Genomic DNA, 14,467 nt, shown 5'->3' with positions numbered 1-14,467 from the left:
CTACCTCTGCAGCTCGACGACGGACTGACCGATCCGCACCCGCGTGCCCGGACCCAGCGGCGTCACCTGGCCGATGCGCTGGTCCTCGACGTAGGTGCCGTTGGTGGAGCCGAGGTCCTCGACGAACCAGGACCCGTGCTGCGGGAAGATGCGCGCGTGGCGCGACGAGGAGTAGTCGTCGTCGAGCACGAGCGTGCAGCTCGGTGCCCGCCCGATGAGGATCGACGACGTCGTGAGGGGGATCGTCGTGCCCGTCAGCGGGCCGGCGGTGACGACGAGCCGCGACGGCCCGGCCGGCGAGGCAGGACGCGCGGGCTCGGGCGCCGCGGCAGGGGTGGGGCCCGACGTCGGGCGCGCGGCCTGCGCGGTGCCCTTGCGGCCCCGGCGCGGCGTGATCCTGGTGCCGTACAGGTCCCGACGCAGCACCCCGATCGCGGAGAGCACGAACACCCAGAGCAGCACCAGGTAGCCCAGCCGCAGCAGGGTGAACGTGAGGTCGGTCATGCGGGCCGGATCACCACTCCTCGTTGTCGGACGCGCCGGTCCAGAACATGATGCGGGTACGGCCGATCGTCAGGGAGTTGCCGTCCAGCAGCGTCGCGGCCGGCACCTGGTGACCCTCGACGAACAGGCCGTTGGTCGAGCCGAGGTCCGTCGCGATGACCCCCTCCGGCGTCACGCGGATCTCCAGGTGGCGGCGCGAGACCCCCGGGTCGTCGACGACGATGTCGGCCTCCGAGCCGCGGCCGATGACCGTGACCGGGCCCGTGAGCAGGTAGCGCTGCCCGTCGATGTCGACGAGCGGGTGCCGCGTGCTCGGGGACGCGGACGTCGCGGGCGCCACGTTGCCCCGCACGCTCGCCGAGCGGAGCTGGAAGCGGCCGACGTCGAGCGTGTCGTTCTGCTCGAAGCTCACGCTCACCGGGCCGACGAACGCGTAGTGCTGCGACGCCGCGTACTGCGTGACGTTCGACGCCAGCTCGTCGGCGAGCGTCTCCGCGCCCCACCCCTCGACCTGGCCGAAGTCGTCCACCGACAGCTCGATGGTGAACTCGTTGGGCACGACCGTGCGCTCGCGGTCCACGACGGCGGCGCGGTCGTCGACCTCGCGCCGCAGCGCGCTCGCGAGCTCGACGGGCTTGACCTCGCTGCGCCCGACCTTGGCGAACGCGTTGTTCACCACGCGCTCCACGCCCTTCTCGAAGCGGTCCAGGACTCCCATGCCACCTCCTCCCTCGTGCTCGCTCGTGCCGCGGCTCGCGCCGCGCGGTCGTCGTCTGCTCCTCCGGACGTGCTCCTGGTGGCCCCCTCGTGCATACCCGCGTCCCGGGCAGACTACCTAGATCGTATCGATCACGTCTGCGCCGGAGGCCCGATTCGTCGCACGATCTCCGGACGGATGTGGCGCGTTCGGGGCGGAGCGTGTGAACGTCGGGCGCCCGGCCGTCGGGGCTCTCGTCGGTGCGCGACGACCGGCACGTGGCCGTCGTCACGTCAGGCCGAGCGGTTCCAGGCGCCGTCGTGCGTCGTGCTAGTCTTCTGCGGCACGCGCGAGTGGCGGAATGGCAGACGCGCTGGCTTCAGGTGCCAGTGTCCGAAAGGGCGTGGGGGTTCAAGTCCCCCCTCGCGCACGTGACGAGGTTCCGACTGGTGCAGTCGGAAGGCCCTCGAGAAGTCCCGGTCAGGTTCTCCTGGCCGGGACTTCGTGCATCCCCGGGACGGTGCGGTCCGGGCGTGGCCGGGGACGGGGTCGCGCCCTCGCGTCGCGGCGTCCATCGGGTCAGCGTGACGGTCGTGGGTCGCCCTCGGGGCCGAGGTCCTCGAGCTCGGCGACGAGCGTGCTGTGCTCGGCGTCGCGCCGGACGGCGGCGCCGAGCGCGGCGGCCCGGCGCCGGTACGCGGCGTCGCCGAGCACCTGCCCGACAGCCCGCGCGACCCGTTCCGCGGAGGCCTTCCGCGACAGCGCGACGCCCGCGCCCCGCAGCGTGACGCGCACGGCGTTGTCGCTCTGGTCGCGCCCGTGCGGCAGGACGACGACGGGGCAGCCCGCCGCGAACGCCTTGAGCAGCGTGCCGTGCCCGCCGTGCGTGACGACGAGCACGGCGTCGCGCAGCACCTCGTGGTGGGGAGCGGCGGAGACCACGGAGACGTTCGCCGCGCCCGGCACCGCGTCGGGCGCGAGCCCCTGCCCGGTCGTGACGACGCCGCGCACGGGCAGCGTCGCGAGCGCGGCGACGATGCGCCGCAGGAGCGCGGCCTGGTCCTGGAACGTCGACGACAGCGCGACGAGGACGAGCGGGGCGTCGCCCGGCGGTGCGGCCCACGGGACGCCGTCGGCCCACGCCGGGTCGTCGAGCACGGGCCCCACGTACCGGGCGTTCGCCGGGAGCGGGCCGGGGAGGTCGAATGCCGGGCTCGTCATGACGAGCTGGCGGCGTGCGGCGCTCATCTGCTCCCACGAGCGCCCGAGCGGGTCGAGGCCCAGATCGGCGCGCAGGGCGTTGAGCCGGTCGCGCGTGTACCGGTCGAACACGCGCGTCGAGAGACCGGTGATCGCGCGGTCGCGCAGCCGGCCGAGCGGCCCGCGCGCGGGCGTGAGCCCCGCACCGAACGGCGTGCGGCCGGGCGTGGGCAGGGCGTAGACGTTGGGGATCAGGACGTCGAACGGGATCCCGCGCGACTGCGCCGCGATCATCGCGCCGAACGCGAAGACGGACGTCACGACGAGGTGAGGACGCTCGTCGTCGACGGCCGCGAGCACGTCGCGCGCGTAGTCCGGCGCGGGCCCCGCGATGAGGTGGTCGCCCATGTCGCGCGCCTGCGCGAGCAGGCTGGGCGCCGCCCAGTCCTGGAGAGGGTCGTGCGCCGGGTCGCGGTCGGGGCGGTTCGGCGCGGTGCGCCACGGGACGAGCGTCGCACCCGTCGCGCGGACCTCGGGAGCCATCGAGTCCTCGGCGAGCACGCGCACGCGGTGCCCGCGCTCCACGAGCCGCCGCACGGCCCCCACCTCCGGCGGGACCGTGCCGCCGCCGTCGGTCAGGGCGAAGAGGTACGTGCGAGGCATGGCCCACCCCCGGTCGCGGCCGGCGAGGGCGTCCCGCCTCGCGACGTGACGACCGCGTCGCAGGACCACGCTAGCCCCCACGACCGCTCCGCCAACCCTAGATCTGCTAGGGTCTGTATCCCTAGAAGAACTAGGCATAGGAGTGCCATGCGTATCGACAAGGACCTCGTGGCCGCGTCGGCCACCCCGCTCGTGCTCGGGATCCTCGCGGACGGCGAGTCGTACGGGTACGCGATCCTCAAGCGCGTCGACGAGCTCTCGGGCGGCCGCATGCAGTGGACCGACGGCATGCTCTACCCGCTCCTGCACCGGCTGGAGCGGCTCGGTCTCGTCGAGGCGTCGTGGGGCACGTCCGACGTCGGGCGGCGCCGCAAGCACTACGCGATCACCGCCGCGGGGCGCGAGGCGCTCGTCGAGCGCCAGGCGCAGTGGGACGTCGTCGCGCACGCGCTCCACCAGGTCTGGCGCGCGGCGCAGGACGGGCTGCCGACCCCGCCGCGCGTCGCGGAGGGGTGGGCCTGATGGGCGCCACGACCGCTCCCGCGGGCGGGGCGAGCCCGGGCCCGCACGCCGCGCTCGAGGCCCAGATCGACCAGTGGCGCGGCTACGTCCGCCGCCGCGAGGCCATCTCCGGCGCGGACGTCGACGAGATGGAGGACCATCTGCGCGAGCGGGTCGAGGACCTCCGCGCGACCGGGCTCGACGACGACGAGGCGTTCCTCGTCGCGGTGAAGCGCATGGGCACGCTCGACGACCTCTCGCGCGAGTTCGCGCAGGAGCACTCCGAGCGGCTGTGGAAGCAGCTCGTCCTCGTCGGCGAGCAGCCGACCGGCCGCACGCGGTCGTGGCGCGAGCTCGCGGTGGTGCTCGCGCTCGCCGTCGCGGTGGGCGTCACGGTGAAGGTCGCGACCGTGCTCCTCCCGTGGGAGACGGTCGGCCTCAACGTCGGGCTCCTCGTGCTGCCGTTCCTCACGGCCTACCTCGCGTGGAAGCGGCAGGTCACGGCGCGCGTGGTCGGCGCGCTCGTCGTGCCGTTCGTCGCGCTGGGCCTCGTCCTCAACCTGTACCCGTTCCAGCCCACGGACTCGACGTTCGTCCTCGCGGCGCTCGCCGCGCCCGTGACGCTGTGGTCCGTCGTCGGGCTCGCGTACGTCGGCGGGCGGTGGCGCTCGGACGCACGACGCATGGACTTCGTGCGGTTCACGGGCGAGCTCGCCGTGTACTACACGCTCATCGCGCTCGGCGGCGGCGTCCTGCTCGGCCTGACGATCGGGGTCTTCTCGCTCGCCGGCGTCGACCTCGAGCCCTACCTCGACGCCTGGATCCTGACCCTGTGCGTCCCGGCGGCGCTGATCGTGGCCGCGTGGCTCGTCGAGGCCAAGCAGAACGTCGTCGAGAACATCGCGCCCGTGCTCACGCGCGTCTTCACGCCCCTGACGCTCGTCATGCTCCTCGCCGCGTTCGTCGTCCTCGCGACCGCAGGGAACCTCGCCGCCGTCGACCGCGAGCTGCTCATCCTCATGGACGCGATCCTCGTGCTCGTCCTGTGCCTGCTCCTCTACTCGGTCTCGGCACGCGACCCGCTCGCGCCCGGGTCGTTCTTCGACGGCCTCCAGGTCGTCCTCGTCGTCGCGGCGCTCGCGGTCGACGCCGTCGCGCTCACGGCGATGCTCACGCGCATCGCCGAGTTCGGCGTCAGCCCCAACAAGGCCGCCGCGCTCGGGCTCAACCTGCTCCTGCTCGTGCACCTCGTGTGGTCCGCCGTCCTCGCGACGGCGTTCCTGCGCGGGCGGCGCCCGTTCGCCGACCTCGTCGCCTGGCAGACCCGGTTCCTGCCCGTGTACGCGGCGTGGGCCGCGATCGTGGCCGTCGTCTTCCCGCCCGTGTTCGGCTTCGTCTGACGACCCGCCGTGCCGGGCCCGCGGCGGGCCCGGCACGGCAGGGTGCCGGGCGGTCGTTCAGCGGACGGGCTGCGGCGCCGCGTCGGTCGCCGGGAGCGACGGCGCCTCGCCACCCGCCCGGAACATGCGCCGCACCAGCGGGCGCAGCGCGCGCGACCGCATGACGCCGGTGGTCGCGCGCAGCACCGCCGCCTCCAGCCGGCTCCCCGGCACCATGCGGGCGATGCCCCCGCCGGGATCTTCCTCCCCGCCTCGACGAACGGGGCGACGTCGGCCGCGTACCGCCGCGCCGCGCCGGCGGGGTCGTCGGGGGTCGCCCCCAGCCGCATGGCGAGGAGGTAGGCGCCGACCAGGGCGTTCGCGGTGCCCTGGCCCGTCATGGGCGAGCCGCGCGACGCCGCGTCCCCCAGGAGCACCACCCGGCCGGCGACCGGGTCGGGGACGTCGAGAACGCCGCGTAGCCGCCGAGGGAGGTCACGAACTGCTCCTCCGGCCCGAACGCGAGCCGACGCGTCGCGGAGTGGACGCCGTCGGCCCCGACGACGAGGTCGAAGCGTGCGGCGTCGGGCGGGCGGCCCGGCCCGAGCTGAGCGAGGCCGACCTCGCGGCCGTCGCCCGGCTCGACCTCGTGCTCGTGCAGAGCCTCGGCATCCTCTGGCTCCTCGACCCGGACGCCGTCCCGAGCGGGGACGAGCTCGCGCGCGCCGTCGCCGTCGTCGCCGGACGGGCGGACGACGAGGGCTGACGCCGCGTGCGCCCGGGCGTAGCGTGGCGGGATGGCCGCCGCCACTCCCGGAGGGCCGCCCGAGGACGGGCTGGTCGACTGGTTGCTCGACGCCGACCCGGCGCTGCGGTGGCGGGTCGAGCGCGACGTCGTGCACGCGCCTCCCGAGGTCTGGGAGGCGACGCGGGCGCGCGTCGCGACCGAGGGCTTCGGCGCGCGCCTGCTCGCGCTGCAGGACCCCGACGGGCAGTGGGCGGGCGGCGCGTACTTCCCGGCGGACGCGGGAGCGGTGGACGCCGGCGGAGCGCCCGAGGAGGGCCAGCCCTGGACGGCGACGACGTGGTCGCTCGTCGCGCTGCGCGAGTGGGGGCTCGACCCTGGCGTGCTGCGCGCGCGCCGCACGCCCGAGCTGCTCGCGGCGCACAGCCGCTGGGAGTACGACGACCTGCCCTACTGGGGCGGCGAGGTCGACTGGTGCATCAACGGGTACACGCTCGCCGCGGGTGCGTGGCTCGGGGCCGACGTCTCGGAGCTGCTCGCCGCCGCCGTGGCGGGCCGGCTGCCCGACGGCGGGTGGAACTGCGACTGGGTCGAGGGCGCCACCGTCTCCTCGTTCCACTCGACCCTCAATGCGCTCAAGGGCCTGCTCGCGTACCAGGAGCTCGCGGGCGGCAGCGACGAGCTGCGGGCGGCGCGTCGCTCCGGCGAGGAGTACCTGCTGCGCCGCGGCCTGTTCCGCCGCCTGAGCACCGGCGAGCCCGTCGGGGACTGGGTGTTCCGTCTCGCGTACCCGTTCCGTTGGTACTACAGCGTGCTCAACGCGCTGGTCTACCTGCGCGAGGCGTCGCTGCTCGACGGGACGCCTCCCGACCCGCGCGCGGCGGACGCCGTCGAGCACGTCCGCCGCGCCCGGCGCCCGGACGGCACCTGGCTCCAGGGCCGGCGCCACCCGGGCCGGGTGTGGTTCGAGGTCGACGCCCCCGCGGGCGAGCCGTCGCGCTGGCTCACCTACCACGCGACCGTCGTCCTCGACTGGTGGGACGGCGCGGGCGTCAGGACGTCAGCGCGCCCGACACGACCTCGGCGCCGTCGAGCACCGCGATGAGCTCGTCGAACCACTCGACGTAGCTCGCGTAGGTGAACGGCCGCTTGTCGTCCCACCCGACGACCTGGCCCGCCTGCACCGCGGGCAGCCCCGCGTAGACGGGGTTGGCGGCCATCGCCTCGTCGGAGCCCGTGTAGCTCAGCACGACGTCGGCCGGGTGGTCCGGCACGCGCTCCCAGCTCAGCTCGGCCCAGCCCTCCTGGTCCTGCGGCCCGCCGATCGTGAAGCCCAGCTCCTCGAGCAGCGCGAGCTGGCCGAGGTTCTTCTGGCCCACCCACAGCTGCTCCGCGCCGTTGAGCGGCAGGATCGTCAGCGGCTTCTCCGCCGCGATGCCGCGCAGCGTGTCGAGCCGCTCGTCGAACGCGGCCTTCGCGTCCGCGACCTCCGGCGAGTCGACGTCGCCGCCGAGCGCCTCCGCGAGCGACGCGTAGTCCTCGATCACCTCGACGACCGGCCGGCCCGAGAACCTCATGCCGACGAACGGAGCGACCGCCGTCGCCTCCTCGATGACCGTGTCGTCCCACCAGGTCCAGGCCGTGCCGTCCTCGTTGCCGAACCCGATCACGAGGTCGGGCTCGAGCGCGAGCAGCTTCTCCAGGTTGAGCTCGGCGTCGGCCCCGACGACCTCCATCTCGTCGACCCGGGCGTTGCCGATCGACAGCGCGCCGGCGTCGGAGAAGCCGTAGCCGAACACCCCGGCGGGCCGCACGCCGTAGTCCCACAGCGCCGCGGCGGTGTAGCCGTCCACGACGAGGCTGTCCGGCGCCTCGTCGAGCGCGTACGTCGTGCCGTAGCCCGAGGACGTCCAGGACCAGCCGTCCGCGGCCGCGGCCGGGTCCGCGCCGTCGGTCCCGGGTTCGGTGCCGGCCGAGCACGCGGCGAGCGTGGCCACGAGCCCGACGGCGAGCGCGCCGGCGGCGAGGGAGCGCACCGGGCGCCGGTGCCGGGTCGGGCGGGCTGCCGTGGGCAGGGTGGACGAGGGACGGGTGGTGCGGGTCATGCGTTGCTCCTCCGACGAGGCGGTGCGGGCGAGCGCAGGACGGTGGGGGGCCGGTCGGGCGGGTGGGTCGACCGGCGGGGAACGGGGGCCGCGCGGTCAGGCGCGGCGAGGACGACCCTCGGGCACGACGAGCGGGGTGCCCGTCACGGGGTCGGCGATGATGCGGCACGGCAGGCCGAACACGTCCTCGACCAGGTCGGCCGTCACGACGTCGGCCGGCGCGCCCTCGGCGACGACCGCGCCGTCCTTCATGGCGATGAGGTGCGTCGCGTAGCGGCACGCGTGGTTGAGGTCGTGCAGCACCGCGACGAGCGTGTGCCCGCGGTCGCGGTTGAGGTCGGCGCACAGCTCCAGCAGCTCGATCTGGTGCGCGATGTCGAGGAACGTCGTCGGCTCGTCGAGCAGGAGGAGGGGCGTCTCCTGCGCGAGGACCATGGCGACCCACACGCGCTGGCGCTGCCCGCCGGAGAGCTCGTCGACGAGGCGGCCCGAGAGCTCGGTCGTCCCGGTCGCGGCGAGCGCGCCGACCACCGCGGCCTCGTCCTCGCGCGACCACTGGCGCAGGAGCTTCTGGTGCGGGTAGCGCCCGCGCGCGACGAGGTCGGCGACGGTGATGCCCTCGGGGGCGATCGACGTCTGCGGCAGGAGGCCGAGGCGTCGCGCGACCTCCTTGGCGGGGATCGACGATATCGAGCGGCCGTCGAGCACGACCTGCCCCCGCGACGGCTTGAGCAGGCGCGACAGCGCGCGCAGCAGCGTCGACTTGCCGCACGCGTTCGGCCCGACGATCACCGTGAACGACCCGTCGGGGATGCTCACGTCGAGGTCGGAGGAGATGACGCGGTCGTCGTAGCCGACCGTGATCCCGTCGGCGTGCAGGCGGTCCGCGGGCGGGACGCGGTCGGCGCGCGCGTCGGTCGGCGCGTCGGCGACGGCGCCGCTCGGGGCGGCCGCGAGGTTCGTGAGAGCCACCGGGGTCCTTCCGGTCTGCGGGTTCGTGGTCACTTGCGGGCCTCGCGGACGAGGAGCCAGACGAGGTAGGCGCCGCCGACGCTCACGGTGACGACGCCGACGGGGAGCTGGGTGGGCGCGAACGCGCGCTGGGCGACGAGGTCGCTCGCCGCGAGCAGCACGGCGCCCATGACGGCGGCGGGGAGGATCCGCACGCCCGCGGCGCCCGTGAGGCGGCGCGCGAGCTGCGGGGCGGCGAGGGCGACGAACGCGATGGGCCCGGCCGCCGCGGTCACGAGGGCCGTGAGCGCGACGCCGACGATCACGAGGGCGAGGCGCACCCGCTCGCTGCGCAGGCCGAGGGCCGCCGCGGCGTCGTCCCCGAGCTCGAGCAGCCCCATGCGCGGCGCGAGCCACAGGAGCGGGAGCGCGAGGAGCGCCGCGAGCACGCACGCGGGGACCGCCTGCGCCCAGGTCATGCCGTTGAGCGACCCGGCGCCCCACACGGCGGCCGCCATCGCGGTCTCGAGATCCGCCTTGACGATGAGCCACTGGTTGACGGACGCGAGCATCGCGGACACGGCGATGCCGACGATGATGAGCCGGAACCCCTGGACCCCGCGCCGGTACGCCAGGAGGTACACGACGCCCGCGGTGACGACGCCGCCGACGAGCGCGCCCGCCGCGACGCCGACGTACCCGCCGCCGAGCAGCATGATGACGACGAGCGCGCCCGTGTACGCGCCGGTGTTGAACCCGATGACGTCGGGGCTGCCCAGCGGGTTGCGCGTGAGCGACTGGAAGATCGCGCCGCTCGCGCCGAGCGCCGCGCCGAGCACGAGCGCCATGAGCGCGCGCGGCAGGCGCCACTCCACGACGACCATGTGCACCGGGCCGTCGGCGGCGCCCACGAGCGCCTGGAGCACCTGGGGCACGGTGAGCGGGTAGTCGCCGGTGGTCAGCGCGACGACGCCGATCGCGAGCGCGACGAGCAGCAGCACCCCGCACACGGCGAGCGTGCGCAGGTCGAGGCGCAGGCTCGCGCGGCCGCCGAGCCCCCGCACGACGCGCGTGGGGCGGCCGAAGTCGACGCGGTGCGCGCGGTCGGACGAGGGCCCGCCCACGCGCGGTCCCACGGGCGCGTCGTCCCGGACCGGGGCGCTCACAGCCCGCTCGCCTTCGAGCGGCGCACGAGCGCGATGAGGACCGGCGCACCGACGAACGCCGTGACGATCCCGACCTGCAGCTCGCCGGGCATGACGACGACCCGGCCGACGACGTCGGACACGAGCAGCAGGACGGGCGCGAGCACGGCCGAGTACGGCAGGATCCAGCGCTGGTCGGGACCGACCGTCCAGCGCGCGACGTGCGGCACCATGAGCCCGACGAACGCGATCGGCCCGGCCGCCGCCGTCGCGGCGCCGCACAGCAGCATCACCGCGACGCCGACGAGGACGCGCGTGCGCCCCACGTGCGCGCCGAGCGAGCTCGCGAGGTCGTCGCCGAGCGCGATCGTGTTGAGCGGGCGCGCGACGACGAGCGCGATGACGAGCCCGACCACGACGAACGGCGCGATCGTGCCGGCCATCTCCATCGTGCGGCCGGCCAGCGAGCCGGCGCCCCAGAAGCGCATGCGGTCGAACGCCGCGGGGTCGAGCAGCGTGATCCCCTGCGAGATGCCGCCCAGGACGGCCCCGAGCGCGACGCCCGCGAGGGTGAGGCGCACGGGCGTCGCTCCCCCGCGCCCCTGCGACCCGATGGCGTAGACCGCCACCGTCGCGACGACCGCCCCGGCGAACGCGAACCAGATGAAGGACTGGATGTCCGTGAACCCGAGGAACGCGACCGCGAGCACGACGGCGAACGCCGCCCCGGCGTTGACGCCGAGGATGCCCGGGTCGGCGAGCGGGTTGCGTGTCATGGCCTGGATGAGCCCGCCCGCGACCCCGAGCGCGGTGCCGACCAGCAGGCCGACGATCGTGCGGGGCAGCCGCAGGTCGCGGATGATCACGTGGTCGCCCGAGCCGTCGTACCCGGTGAGCGCGTCCCAGACGGTGCCGAGCGGGACCGGCTTGGAGCCGACGACGAGGCTGAGCACGATCGCGACCGCGAGGACCACGACGGCGACGAGGAGCCCGAGGCTGCGGCCCGCGTTGGTGCGGGCGACCCCGGCCGGGCGGTCGTCACGGCCCGTCGCGGGCCGGACGGGCCCGTCGGGGACGCCGATCGGCGCGTCGGCGGTCGCGGGCGAGGTCATGGTGCTCGGATCTGCTCGGGGGCGCGTGCCCGGTCGGTGGTGGCCTAGTGAGGTTACCCTCACCTTAATTCACGCCAGGGTGGGCCCGGCAAGACGGTGGGGCGCGACGTCGGGGTGACTCCCCTCACGGCCGAGCCTCGCCCGCCGTCCTCCCCGGGGCCCCGCCGCGGGGTCCCGCAGATTCCTGACAGCGTTTCCCCGTGCAGGTCCGGCGTGTGCGAGAGTGGCCGCATGACCTCGCACGTCCCCGTCGCCGCCGACCACGTCGTCACCGTCGACGACCAGGGTCGCCGGACCGGCACCTTCGAGCGCGCCGCGGTCCACACGACCGAGACGCCCCTCCACCTCGCCTTCTCCTGCTACGTGCTCGACGACGCGGGCCGCCTCCTGCTCACGCGGCGCGCGCTCGGGAAGCGCACGTGGCCGGGCGTGTGGACCAACTCCTTCTGCGGGCACCCGCGCTGGACCGAGACCACCGAGGAGTCGATCGTCCGCCACGGGCGGCACGAGCTCGGGCTGGAGATCGCGGGCCTCGAGGTCGCGGTGCCGGGCTTCCGCTACCGCGCCGTCGACGCATCCGGCGTCGTGGAGAACGAGATCTGCCCGGTCTACGCGGCGCGCGCGGCGGGCACGGTCGAGCCGAACCCCGACGAGGTCATGGAGACCGCCTGGGCGGACCCGCGCGACGTCGCGCGCGCGGTCGCCGCGACCCCGTGGGCCTTCAGCCCGTGGATGGTGCTCCAGGTCGCCGCTCTCGGCGCCGCGAGCACCGAGGGCGACGGCCCGACGGCGCTCCTCGCCGCGGCGTTCGGGCCCACCTCGGCCTGACACCCGGTCGACCGTCCGCGAGACGCTCAGCGCGTCGTCTGCGGGTGTCGCGCCCGGGCGCTGCGCAGCCGCTCCGGGACCGCGAGCCGGTCCGCGCCCTGGGGCGAGACCTGTACCGGCTGCGCGGGCAGCGCGAGCGCCTCGACCTGCTCGGCGCCCGGCACCCCGGCCGCGCGCGCGGCGTCGCCCAGCGCGCGGACGACCTGCTCCTGGCGACGCGGGTCGCGGGCCGAGAAGACCCAGAGGTCGACGGCCGTCGCGGTCGCGAGGTCGACGTGCAGCCCCCGCGCGCGCGCCTGCCGGAGGCGGCTCGGCGCGACCCCCACGAACGTCACGGCGCGGCGCGACCAGAGCACGGTGCGCGACGCCGTCGACACGCCGCGGTCGGTGAGCAGCAGGCCGAGGGTGCGCGGGCTCGCGACGGCGGCGCGCACGGTCCGGACGTCGAGGGCCGCGAAGGGCACCGCGACCGGGCGCAGGAACGGGGCGAACGAGCCGACGAGGATCCCGTGGTCGAGCACGACCAGCTTCTCGGACCCGAGGAACCAGAGGACCACGGCGGCGATCGCCGCGAACGACGGCAGGAGGTAGCCGATCGCGGCGGGTCCGGCGTTCCCCACGAGCGCCGGCCCGACGGAGAACACGAGCACCACGACCACCGTCACCGCCCACGCCGGGGCGTTCGGCGTCGCCGCCGACACGTGCCGGACCGTGCCGAGGCCCGACCGCGCCGCGTGGTGCCTGACCTTGCGCGTCGCGCGCGCGCCGGTCGCGGGCGCCGCCGTCGGCCCGCTCATCGACCGAGCAGCTCGAGCGGGAGCCGGCGGACCGTGGCCGCCCCGACCTCGGAGAGGGTGAGCGAGGTCGGCGCGCCGTCGGCCCCGTGCTCGCCGCCCCGGACCGTGTACACGCCGTCGGGCGTCGCGTAGACGCTCACCTGCTCGAGGACGTCGGAACCCGCGCGCACGGCGCCGAGCGTCGTCACGGCCAGCGCGTCCGCGAGCTCCGGCAGGCTCGGCGCCCGGGCGGCGAACTCGTCGGGCGTGAACGTCTGGGAGCGCCCGTCGAGCAGGGCCTTCGAGCCCGGGTCGACGAAGACCGCGAGCCGGCCCGCGAGCTCGGACAGCGGGTAGACGCTGAACGCGTGGTGGCCGCTCGGGGCGACCTCCTCCTCCAGCACGCGGTCGTCCTCGTGGAGGTAGACGTACACCCAGTGCCGGCCGATCGACGTCGTGCGCTCGACGGACAGGATCGCGTGCGCCGTGCGGCGCAGGACGAGCGGACCCGTGATCTCCGGGACGGCCTCGATGCCGACGGCCGGCCGGCCGTCCACGGGCTCGGCCGCGGCCGCGTCCTCGCTCGGCACGACCATGCCGCGCGCGAGGAGCGAGCGGAGCGCGACGCGGCCCACGAGCGTGCGGTCCGCGCCCTCCTGCGCGTCGAGCCACGGGACCGCCACGAGCTGGGGGTTCTGGAGGCCGTCGAGGATGACGATCTCCTCGTCCGTGAGCGTCACGACGTGCGTGACCTCGCCCGGGGTCGCTCGCTCCAGCGCGCGCTCGGCCGCGGCGACGTCCGACGCGGACCACCGCATGGTCTGCTGGGTCACGAGAAGAGCCCTCCGACGAAGTCACCGGCGGCGGAGAGACCGTCGCCGATCGCGTCCCCGACGTCGGACGCGACGTCCCCGATCGTATCGACCGCGTCGCTCGCGAAGTCGGTCACGGTGTTCCACCCGTCCGCGAGGTACGGGCCGGGGTTGGTCGCGAACCCGGAGATCGCGTCCCAGTTGTCGACGACGAGGTTCCCCAGCGCCCAGGCGCCCGCGACGACGCCCGCGCCCACCACGATCCCGATGCCCACCGGGTTGGTGAGCATGCCCGCCATCATGAGCATCGTCCCCGCGCCGCCCACGACCGACAGGCCGCCCATGACGCGGTCGACGCCGCCCCGGACGCCGTCGTACTCGGTGTTGAACATCTGGTTGAAGCCGCCGATGACGCCGAACAGGCCGCCGACGCCGCCCGCGAGCCGGCCTGCGGTCCCGAGGCCGCCGAGGAGCCCCATCGCGTCGTCGAGGACCATGCCGCGCGCGAAGACCGACGCGCTCGCGGCGGCGTCGGACAGGTCGGCGAGGCGGCTGGCCTGCAGGAACGCGGTGAGGGACTGGCCGACCTTCCAGGCCTTCAGCCCGTCGAGGACGAACATCGTCGACTCCCCGAGGGTCTCCCCGACGTCCCAGATCGACCCGGCGAGCGTGGTCCCGCCACCGAGCGGCCCGCCGCCGGGGCCCGTGGGCACGCCCGGGCCGGGCACGCCGGGGGACGGGATGGCGCCGCCCTCGGTGCTCGTCAGGTACTGCTCGTCGGCGTTGCGCAGCACCGCCTGCGACGCCTCGGCGAGCGTCTGGCTCACCCCGCGCAGGAGCGCCACCGAGGACCCGGTCCACTCGCCCCGGAACTGGTCGGCGTCGCCGCCCTGCCACCGGCCGGCGGCCTCCACGAGTCCGCTGACCTCGGACGTCGTGCTCACGAGCTGGTCGGAGGCGGAGCGCAGCGACTGCGCGAGCCTCCTCAGCTCGGTGACGTCGGCGCCCCACATCCCGCTCACGTCGTCTGGTCCCCTCGCTGGTCGATC

General features: G+C 75.2%; 16 protein-coding genes and 1 tRNA gene. 6 read left to right on the top strand and 11 right to left on the bottom strand.

Features of this window, described 5'->3' with window-relative positions:
- Together ACTJIY_RS09375 and ACTJIY_RS09370 are read right to left on the bottom strand one after the other, a co-directional pair.
- Nucleotides 1–504, bottom strand: a complete 504-nt coding sequence (locus tag ACTJIY_RS09375; RefSeq protein WP_440673664.1) for an FHA domain-containing protein FhaB/FipA — start codon at nt 502–504, stop codon at nt 1–3.
- A gap of 10 nt (nt 505–514) precedes the next feature.
- On the bottom strand, nt 515–1,222 hold the full coding sequence (locus ACTJIY_RS09370; protein ID WP_047230883.1) for an FhaA domain-containing protein: 708 nt from the start codon (nt 1,220–1,222) through the stop codon (nt 515–517).
- A 326-nt stretch (nt 1,223–1,548) separates the two neighbouring features.
- On the opposite strand from ACTJIY_RS09370, the gene ACTJIY_RS09365 reads away from it, so the two are divergent.
- A tRNA-Leu gene (locus ACTJIY_RS09365) sits at nt 1,549–1,631 on the top strand.
- A 149-nt stretch (nt 1,632–1,780) separates the two neighbouring features.
- On the opposite strand, the gene ACTJIY_RS09360 is transcribed toward ACTJIY_RS09365, so the two are convergent.
- Nucleotides 1,781–3,064 carry a glycosyltransferase gene (locus tag ACTJIY_RS09360; protein WP_440673665.1) on the bottom strand — a complete coding sequence of 428 codons (1,284 nt, stop codon included), beginning with the start codon at nt 3,062–3,064 and terminating at the stop codon, nt 1,781–1,783.
- 147 nt (nt 3,065–3,211) lie between these two features.
- Here ACTJIY_RS09360 and ACTJIY_RS09355 point away from each other — a divergent pair, with 147 nt between their 5' ends.
- Nucleotides 3,212–3,586 carry a PadR family transcriptional regulator gene (locus tag ACTJIY_RS09355; RefSeq protein ID WP_253051611.1) on the top strand — a complete coding sequence of 125 codons (375 nt, stop codon included), beginning with the start codon at nt 3,212–3,214 and terminating at the stop codon, nt 3,584–3,586.
- A complete protein-coding gene (locus ACTJIY_RS09350) occupies nt 3,586–4,965 on the top strand; it encodes a permease prefix domain 1-containing protein (RefSeq protein ID WP_253051612.1) in 1,380 nt (459 codons plus the stop codon). The genes ACTJIY_RS09355 and ACTJIY_RS09350 overlap by 1 nt, the downstream gene beginning before the upstream one ends.
- Before the next feature lie 57 nt (nt 4,966–5,022).
- Here the strand turns inward: ACTJIY_RS09350 and ACTJIY_RS09345 are convergent, their stop codons facing one another.
- Nucleotides 5,023–5,181: a hypothetical protein gene (locus ACTJIY_RS09345; RefSeq protein ID WP_353706968.1), complete on the bottom strand. Its 159-nt coding sequence runs from the start codon at nt 5,179–5,181 to the stop codon at nt 5,023–5,025.
- A gap of 304 nt (nt 5,182–5,485) precedes the next feature.
- Here ACTJIY_RS09345 and ACTJIY_RS09340 point away from each other — a divergent pair, with 304 nt between their 5' ends.
- Together ACTJIY_RS09340 and ACTJIY_RS09335 are read left to right on the top strand one after the other, a co-directional pair.
- A complete protein-coding gene (locus tag ACTJIY_RS09340) occupies nt 5,486–5,710 on the top strand; it encodes a hypothetical protein (RefSeq protein WP_440673666.1) in 225 nt (74 codons plus the stop codon).
- A 31-nt stretch (nt 5,711–5,741) separates the two neighbouring features.
- On the top strand, nt 5,742–6,794 hold the full coding sequence (locus ACTJIY_RS09335; protein ID WP_440673667.1) for a squalene cyclase: 1,053 nt from the start codon (nt 5,742–5,744) through the stop codon (nt 6,792–6,794).
- Here ACTJIY_RS09335 and ACTJIY_RS09330 read toward each other — a convergent pair.
- The 4 genes from ACTJIY_RS09330 to ACTJIY_RS09315 all read right to left on the bottom strand — a co-directional run bounded on the left by ACTJIY_RS09330 (nt 6,742) and on the right by ACTJIY_RS09315 (nt 11,002).
- Nucleotides 6,742–7,794: an ABC transporter substrate-binding protein gene (locus ACTJIY_RS09330; RefSeq protein WP_440673668.1), complete on the bottom strand. Its 1,053-nt coding sequence runs from the start codon at nt 7,792–7,794 to the stop codon at nt 6,742–6,744. The genes ACTJIY_RS09335 and ACTJIY_RS09330 overlap by 53 nt on opposite strands.
- A gap of 96 nt (nt 7,795–7,890) precedes the next feature.
- Nucleotides 7,891–8,673, bottom strand: a complete 783-nt coding sequence (locus tag ACTJIY_RS09325; protein ID WP_253052482.1) for an ABC transporter ATP-binding protein — start codon at nt 8,671–8,673, stop codon at nt 7,891–7,893.
- Between the two features lie 122 nt (nt 8,674–8,795).
- On the bottom strand, nt 8,796–9,869 hold the full coding sequence (fepG, locus tag ACTJIY_RS09320) for an iron-enterobactin ABC transporter permease (protein ID WP_253052484.1): 1,074 nt from the start codon (nt 9,867–9,869) through the stop codon (nt 8,796–8,798).
- Nucleotides 9,870–9,907: 38 nt separating this feature from the next.
- The gene (locus ACTJIY_RS09315; RefSeq protein WP_440673669.1) at nt 9,908–11,002 is read right to left on the bottom strand and encodes an iron chelate uptake ABC transporter family permease subunit; all 1,095 of its coding nucleotides are present in this window, start codon (nt 11,000–11,002) and stop codon (nt 9,908–9,910) included.
- 231 nt (nt 11,003–11,233) lie between these two features.
- On the opposite strand from ACTJIY_RS09315, the gene idi reads away from it, so the two are divergent.
- Nucleotides 11,234–11,830 (top strand): isopentenyl-diphosphate Delta-isomerase, encoded by a 597-nt coding sequence (gene idi / locus ACTJIY_RS09310; RefSeq protein WP_353706972.1) that lies wholly within the window; start codon nt 11,234–11,236, stop codon nt 11,828–11,830.
- 26 nt (nt 11,831–11,856) lie between these two features.
- On the opposite strand, the gene ACTJIY_RS09305 is transcribed toward idi, so the two are convergent.
- The 3 genes from ACTJIY_RS09305 to ACTJIY_RS09295 are packed head-to-tail and all read right to left on the bottom strand — an operon-like array spanning nt 11,857 to nt 14,440.
- On the bottom strand, nt 11,857–12,627 hold the full coding sequence (locus tag ACTJIY_RS09305) for a hypothetical protein (RefSeq protein ID WP_440673670.1): 771 nt from the start codon (nt 12,625–12,627) through the stop codon (nt 11,857–11,859).
- A complete protein-coding gene (locus ACTJIY_RS09300; protein ID WP_440673671.1) occupies nt 12,624–13,439 on the bottom strand; it encodes a hypothetical protein in 816 nt (271 codons plus the stop codon). The genes ACTJIY_RS09305 and ACTJIY_RS09300 overlap by 4 nt, the downstream gene beginning before the upstream one ends.
- Nucleotides 13,436–14,440: a hypothetical protein gene (locus tag ACTJIY_RS09295; RefSeq protein ID WP_440673672.1), complete on the bottom strand. Its 1,005-nt coding sequence runs from the start codon at nt 14,438–14,440 to the stop codon at nt 13,436–13,438. The genes ACTJIY_RS09300 and ACTJIY_RS09295 overlap by 4 nt, the downstream gene beginning before the upstream one ends.
- Between the last annotated feature and the right edge of the window lie 27 nt (nt 14,441–14,467).

It is taken from the genome of Cellulosimicrobium sp. 22598, from assembly GCF_052044445.1.
Classification (GTDB): Bacteria; Actinomycetota; Actinomycetes; order Actinomycetales; family Cellulomonadaceae; genus Cellulosimicrobium; species Cellulosimicrobium cellulans_G.
Note: the sequence above shows the minus strand (reverse complement) of the source record. Positions and strands in the feature narration are given on the sequence as shown.